Genomic DNA, 6934 nt, shown 5'->3' with positions numbered 1-6934 from the left:
GTCCTCACCCGTCTATCGCCAGATCACACCTCGACCAACGTCCCCGGGCAGCACACCTAGGCTTGCGGTTCCCCAACCGGACGGAGCCCTGATGACGCGCCACTTCCTCCGCGACGACGACGTCTCCCCGGCCGAGCAGGCCGAGATCCTCGACCTGGCGGCGCGGGTGAAGGCCGACCGCTGGGGCAGCACGCCGCTGGCCGGTCCGCAGACGGTCGCGGTGATCTTCGACAAGTCGTCCACCCGAACCCGGGTCAGCTTCGCCGTGGGCATCGCCGACCTGGGCGGCAGCCCGCTGATCATCTCCACCCCGAACAGCCAGCTCGGCGGCAAGGAGACACCCGCCGACACCGCCCGCGTGCTGGAGCGCATGGTCGCGGCCATCGTGTGGCGCACCTACGCGCAGTCCGGGCTGGAGCAGATGGCGGCCGGCACCACGGTGCCCGTGGTCAACGCGCTCTCCGACGACTTCCACCCGTGCCAGTTGCTGGCCGACCTGCTCACGATCCGCGAGCACAGGGGGCGCCTCGCCGGCCTGACCGTGGCCTTCCTGGGCGATGGCACCGACAACATGGTCCACTCCTACCTGCTGGCCTGCGCGACCGCCGGCATCCACCTGCGGGTGGCGTTCCCCGACGCCTACCCGCCCTTCCCTGCGGTCGTCGCGGACGCGCGGCGCATCGCCGCCACCACCGGCAGCTCGATCACCCTGCTGAGTGACCCGGTCGAGGCGGTCGCCGGCGCCGACGTGGTCGTCACCGACACCTGGGTGTCGATGGGTCGCGAGGACGAGAAGGCCGGTCGCGTGACCGCCCTGACCCCGTACCGCGTCACGGAGGAGTTGATGGCGTCGGCGGCGTCCGACGCGATCTTCCTGCACTGCCTGCCCGCCGACCGTGGTTACGAGGTGACCGCGGCCGTGATCGACGGACCGCAGTCCGTCATCTGGGACGAGGCGGAGAACCGCCTGCACGCCCAGAAGGCCCTGCTGATCTGGCTGCTGGAGCGATCGAGCGCCGCGGGGGAGCTGCACCTGGTCGCCGAGGACGGCGTGACCCTCTCCGCCTGACCGCTGCACGCCCTCCGCCGCTCGAATCGCGGCGCGAAGGGCCCTCGATAGGGTTGGAGCCCATAGGACAGACGGACGACAAGGGGTGTGCGTGGCGGAACGGGTGGTACTGGCGTACTCGGGAGGCCTCGACACCTCGGTCGGCATCGGCTGGCTGCACGACGCGACCGGCAAGGACGTGGTCGCGCTCGCCGTCGACGTGGGTCAGGGCGGCGAGGATCTGGAGGCGATCCGGCAGCGCGCCCTCGACTGTGGCGCCGTCGACGCGATCGTCGTGGACGCCAAGGACGAGTTCGCCGACGACTACCTGATGCCGGCGCTGAAGGCGAACGCGCTCTATCAGAAGCGCTACCCGCTGGTCTCGGCCCTCTCCCGCCCCCTGATCGCCAAGCACCTGGCCGCCACCGCCCGCGCCCTCGGCGCGAACTCGGTCGCGCACGGCTGCACCGGCAAGGGCAACGACCAGGTGCGGTTCGAGTCCGCGGTCGCCGCCCTCGCCCCGGAGCTGACCAGCATCGCTCCGGTGCGCGACCTGGCGCTCACCCGCGACAAGGCGATCGTGTACGCGGAGGAGCACGGACTGCCGATCCTGCAGTCCAAGAAGAGCCCCTACTCCGTCGATCAGAACGTGTGGGGCCGGGCAGTGGAGACCGGGTTCCTGGAGGACCCCTGGAACGGGCCGATCGAGGACCTCTACACCTACACCGACGACCCGGCCGCCGGCCTGCCCGCGCAGGAGGTGGTCGTCACCTTCGTCGGCGGCGTCCCGACGGCGCTCGACGGCGAGGCGGTCACTCCGCTGCAGGCGGTGCAGCGGATGAACCAACTCGCGGGCGCCCACGGCGTCGGCCGCATCGACATCGTCGAGGACCGTCTGGTTGGCATCAAGAGCCGCGAGGTCTACGAGGCCCCGGCGGCGCTCGCCCTGATCGCCGCGCACGAGGAGTTGGAGAACCTCACCCTGGAGCGCGACCTCGGCCGCTACAAGCGCGACGTGGAGAACACCTGGGCACAGCTCGTCTACGACGGCCTGTGGTTCTCGGGGCTGAAGCGCAGCCTCGACGCCTTCGTCGACTCCACCCAGCAGCACGTCTCCGGCGATATCCGGCTGCAGTTGCAGGGCGGCCGCGCGACGGTCACCGGCCGGCGCAGCGCCTCGAGCCTCTACGACTTCGACCTGGCCACCTACGACACCGGTGACACCTTCGACCAGTCGCTGTCCAAGGGTTTCATCGAGATCTGGTCGCTGCCCAGCAAGATCTCCGCCAGACGCGATCTGGGCCGTCGGGACCTGGGCCGGTAGGTGGTGCAGGGGAGCGAGGGGTCCGCGCAGGAGGCGGATCCGGAGTCGGCTTCGGATGCGGGTGCACGCCCGGGTGCAGCCACGAACACCGGCACGCTCTGGGGGGCGCGGTTCGCCGCAGGCCCGTCCGATGCGCTGACGTCGCTGTCCCGGTCCACCCACTTCGATTGGCAGCTCGCCCCCTACGACCTGGCCGGCTCCGCCGCGCACGCCGCAGCGCTCGCCGCCGCCGGCTACCTGACCGAGGACCAGTTGCAGCGCCTGCACGCCGGCTTGCGGCGGCTCGCGGACCGCGTCGCGGACGGCACGCTGCAGCCGGCGCCCGACGACGAGGACGTGCACGCGGCGCTCGAGCAGGCGCTGCTGGCCGAGGTGGGCGCCGAGCTGGGCGGACGGCTGCGGGCCGGGCGCAGCCGCAACGATCAGATCGCCACCCTCATCCGCCTGTACCTGAAGGACCACGCGCACGCGATCTCGCTGGCCGTCATCGACCTGATCGACGCGCTGGCGGCGCAGGCCGACGCCCACTTCGACGCCGTTCTGCCCGGACGCACGCACCTGCAGCACGCCCAGCCGGTGCTGCTCGCACATCACCTGCTCGCGCATGCCTGGCCGCTCGTCCGCGACCTGGACCGCCTGGCCGACTGGCGCCGCCGCGCCGACGCCTCGCCCTACGGCTCCGGTGCGCTCGCGGGTTCCAGCCTGGGCCTCGACGACCTGCTCGTCGCGCACGAGCTGGGCTTCGCGACCACGGTCGAGAACTCGATGGACGGCACGGCCGCCCGCGACGTGGTCGCAGAGTTCGCCTTCGTCGCCGCGATGATCGGCGTCGACCTTTCTCGCTTGGGCGAGGACGTGATCCTGTGGTCCACCAGGGACGTGGGCTTCGCGCACCTGCACGACTCCTGGTCCACCGGATCGTCGATCATGCCGCAGAAGAAGAATCCCGACATCGCGGAGCTGGCCCGCGGCAAGGCCGGGCGCCTCATCGGCGACCTGACCGGCCTGCTCACAACGTTGAAGGGGCTGCCGCTGGCGTACAACCGCGACCTGCAGGAGGACAAGGAGCCGGTCTTCGACCAGGTCGTGACGCTGGAGACCCTGCTGCCCGCGGTGACAGGACTGATCGCGACGCTCCGGTTCGACACCGCCCGCATGGCGGATTCCGCGCCGCAGGGCTATTCGCTGGCGACGGATGTGGCGGAGTGGCTGGTGCGGCAGGGGGTGCCCTTCCGCGACGCCCACGAGGTGACCGGGGCCCTGGTCGCCGCCGCCGAGGCGCGCGGCCTGCCCCTCGACGGGCTGAGCGACGCCGAACTGCGCGCTGTCGACCCGCGGCTGACCCCGCAGGTGCGCGAGGTGCTGACCGTGACCGGCTCGATCGCCAGTCGCACGGGCCGCAGCGGCACCGCGCCGGAGCGGGTGCGCGCACAGCTCGCGGCCCTCACCGACCGCGTCCGCACCGTCCGAGTGGCGATCGGATGAGCGCCCGCCGACTGCCGCCGCCGCGCGTCAAGCCGATCCCGACCGAGTCGAAGCATCCCTGGGCGATCCCGGTGATCACCACGATCGCGCTCGTGGTGGTGGTCGCCGGGGTGGTCTGGGCGGCGCTGCTGGGACGCCTGTTCTGACGCCGACCCGAGCATTCTTCGAGCGTCCGGCGACCGAGGTCGCACCGGAGTTGCTGGGCGCGCGGCTGACCCATCGCACCGCGGAGGGCGCCGTGACGGTGCGGCTGACGGAGGTGGAGGCGTACCAGGGCCAGGGCGAGGATCCCGGCTCGCATGCGCATCGGGGCCCACGCGTTCGGAACGCGGTGATGTTCGGCCCCGCGGGCCACCTCTACGCCTACTTCACCTACGGCATGCACACCTGCGCGAACATCGTCTGCCTGCCCCCGCCGCTGGCGGCCGGCGTGCTGCTGCGAGCGGGGGAGGTGGTGGCCGGGGAGGCGCTGGCCCAGCAGCGTCGCGGCGCGGCCGTCCGGCACCGCGACCTGGCCCGTGGCCCCGCCCGTCTGGCGACGGCACTCGGCATCGCGCTCACCGAGAACGGCGCCGACCTGCTCGGCGGCCTCGACATGACCGACACGGAGGGTGCTCCGATCGACGGCGCCTTCACCATCGAGCTGCCGGTGACTCCGTTCGCTGCGGCGACCTCGCCGCGGACGGGCGTGAGCGGTGCGGGCGGCTCGGCCGACTTCCCGTGGCGCTACTTCGTGGTCGACGACGCCACCGTCAGCCCCTACCGCCCGGCGGTAGCGCGCACCCGCCGCGTGACGCATTCCCGGGGCTGACCGCTAGCGTCGTGGGGTGCCCGGAGCGTTGGACCGCCAGCAGAACGACGCCACGTTCGACGGGGTGCTGGCTGAACTGCAGTGGCGTGGTCTGATCTCCCAGGCGACGGCGGAGGACGCGCTCGACGCGCACCTCCGCCACGGCCCGATCACCTTCTACTGCGGTTTCGACCCCACCGCGGCCAGCCTGCACATCGGCAGCCTGGTGCAGCTGCTGACCATCCGACGGCTGCAGCTCGCCGGCCACCATCCGCTCGTCCTCGTCGGCGGCTCCACCGGCCTGATCGGCGATCCCCGGCCCAACTCCGAACGCACCTTGAACCCGCGCGAACAGGTGGCGGAGTGGGTCGAGGCGTTGCAGGCGCAGGTCGGGCGGTTCGTCGCGCTCGACGGGGCCAACCCGGCGACCCTGGTGAACAACCTGGACTGGACCGCCGGGCTCTCCGCCATCGACTTCCTGCGGGACGTCGGCAAGCACTTCCGTGTCGGCTCGATGCTGAAGAAGGACGCCGTCGCGGTGCGATTGCACTCCGACGCGGGCATCAGCTACACGGAGTTCAGCTACCAGATCCTGCAGGGCTACGACTACCTGCAGCTGTACCGCCAGTACGGCTGCACGATGCAGCAGGGCGGCAGCGACCAGTGGGGCAACCTGGTCAGCGGCATCGACCTGATCCGGCGCGTGGAGTCGGTGTCGGTCCACGCCATCGGCACCCCGCTGATCCAGAACAGCGACGGCTCCAAGTTCAGCAAGTCGGAGGGGACCGCGATCTGGTTGGACCCGTCGCTGACCACGGCCTACGCCATGTTCCAGTTCTGGTTGAACAGCGCGGACGCCGATGTCGTCGAACGACTGAAGGTGTTCACCTTCCTGTCCCGCGCCGAGATCGAGCGGCTGGCGGGGGCGGTCGCGGAGCGACCGGGAGTCCGGGAGGCGCAGCGCGCGTTGGCCTGGGAGGTGACCGCGATCGTGCACGGCGACGCCGCGGCCGACGCTGCGCGGGACGCGTCGCTCGCGCTCTTCGGCAACGGCGACCTCGACGGGCTGGACGCCACCACGTTGGCCGCTGCCTTGGAGGGACTGCCGCGCGCGCAGGGGCGGGTCGGCGATCCGGTCGCCCGACTGCTGGTGGACACGGGCCTCACGACGTCGATGGGTGAGTCGCGCCGCGCCATCGGTCAGGGCGGGGTCTACGTCAACAACCGACGAGTCGAGGACGGCGACGCCGCGCTCGAGACCCTGCTGCACGGCCGGTTCGCGGTCCTGCGGCGGGGACGACGCAGCCTGGCCGCCGTGACCACGCCGGTCGACGGCTGAGGGTCCGGAACCCCCCGGACGGGCGACACGCCCGCCTCTGCGCGACTTGCGCCGCCAGCCCGCGCCACGTACAGTCTTCATCTGTCGCCCCAAAGGCCGCGGATGAGCGAGGCTCTCCCGCCTCAAGCGGTGCAGACCACCAGCCTGCAGATCACCACGGTGCGGAACGGCCCGGACTTCAGTCCGACTGACACGGCCGCACAGGTGAGGTTGCGTGGACCAGGTCTTATGACCTGGGTGAAGAGGACGCCTCGGGTCGTCGGTTGCAAAGCCGGCGGACGATGTGCGGCCGATCCTTGAGAACTCAACAGCGTGCACAATGTCAATGCCAAATTACCTCGCCGGCTGATTCTTCAGCCGGATGAGATTCCTTTGGATTGAACGGATTGTCAGTAGACATCCATCAGTCAGATCAACTCGTCGGGACCGTGCACCTTTTTCGGTGCACCCTCGACACACGATGTGCCGCAGGTCAAGCAATCGATCCGCGTGCTATCAAACATCTACGGAGAGTTTGATCCTGGCTCAGGACGAACGCTGGCGGCGTGCTTAACACATGCAAGTCGAGCGGTAAGGCTCCTTCGGGAGTACACGAGCGGCGAACGGGTGAGTAACACGTGAGCAATCTGCCCTTCACATCGGGATAACCCCCGGAAACGGGAGCTAATACCGGATACGACCACTTCAGGCATCTGATGGTGGTGGAAAGTTCTGGCGGTGAAGGATGAGCTCGCGGCCTATCAGCTTGTTGGTGAGGTAATGGCCCACCAAGGCGACGACGGGTAGCCGGCCTGAGAGGGTGACCGGCCACACTGGGACTGAGACACGGCCCAGACTCCTACGGGAGGCAGCAGTGGGGAATATTGGACAATGGGCGAAAGCCTGATCCAGCAACGCCGCGTGAGGGATGACGGCCTTCGGGTTGTAAACCTCTTTCAGCAGGGACGA

At 70.1% G+C, this 6934-nt stretch carries 6 protein-coding genes and 1 rRNA gene; all 7 read left to right on the top strand.

Features of this window, described 5'->3' with window-relative positions; translation table 11 throughout:
- Nucleotides 1-91: 91 nt before the first annotated feature.
- Nucleotides 92-1069, top strand: coding sequence for an ornithine carbamoyltransferase (gene argF, locus ACFE7H_RS13590; RefSeq protein ID WP_375401772.1), 978 nt, complete (start codon nucleotides 92-94; stop codon nucleotides 1067-1069).
- Between the two features lie 91 nt (nucleotides 1070-1160).
- On the top strand, nucleotides 1161-2372 hold the full coding sequence (locus ACFE7H_RS13585) for an argininosuccinate synthase (RefSeq protein ID WP_375401771.1): 1212 nt from the start codon (nucleotides 1161-1163) through the stop codon (nucleotides 2370-2372).
- A gap of 3 nt (nucleotides 2373-2375) precedes the next feature.
- On the top strand, nucleotides 2376-3857 hold the full coding sequence (gene argH / locus ACFE7H_RS13580) for an argininosuccinate lyase (protein ID WP_375401774.1): 1482 nt from the start codon (nucleotides 2376-2378) through the stop codon (nucleotides 3855-3857).
- Nucleotides 3854-4003, top strand: coding sequence for a hypothetical protein (locus ACFE7H_RS13575; RefSeq protein ID WP_375401770.1), 150 nt, complete (start codon nucleotides 3854-3856; stop codon nucleotides 4001-4003). Before argH ends, ACFE7H_RS13575 begins: the two co-directional genes overlap by 4 nt.
- The gene (locus ACFE7H_RS13570; protein WP_375401773.1) at nucleotides 4000-4668 is read left to right on the top strand and encodes a DNA-3-methyladenine glycosylase; all 669 of its coding nucleotides are present in this window, start codon (nucleotides 4000-4002) and stop codon (nucleotides 4666-4668) included. Before ACFE7H_RS13575 ends, ACFE7H_RS13570 begins: the two co-directional genes overlap by 4 nt.
- 16 nt (nucleotides 4669-4684) lie before the next feature.
- Nucleotides 4685-5986 (top strand): tyrosine--tRNA ligase, encoded by a 1302-nt coding sequence (gene tyrS / locus ACFE7H_RS13565; protein ID WP_375401769.1) that lies wholly within the window; start codon nucleotides 4685-4687, stop codon nucleotides 5984-5986.
- A 502-nt stretch (nucleotides 5987-6488) separates the two neighbouring features.
- Nucleotides 6489-6934: ribosomal RNA gene (locus ACFE7H_RS13560) — 16S ribosomal RNA — on the top strand; the annotation flags it as partial.

This window comes from uncultured Amnibacterium sp. (assembly GCF_964250715.1).
Classification (GTDB): domain Bacteria; phylum Actinomycetota; class Actinomycetes; order Actinomycetales; family Microbacteriaceae; genus Amnibacterium.
This window is presented reverse-complemented; position numbering and strand designations above follow the sequence as displayed.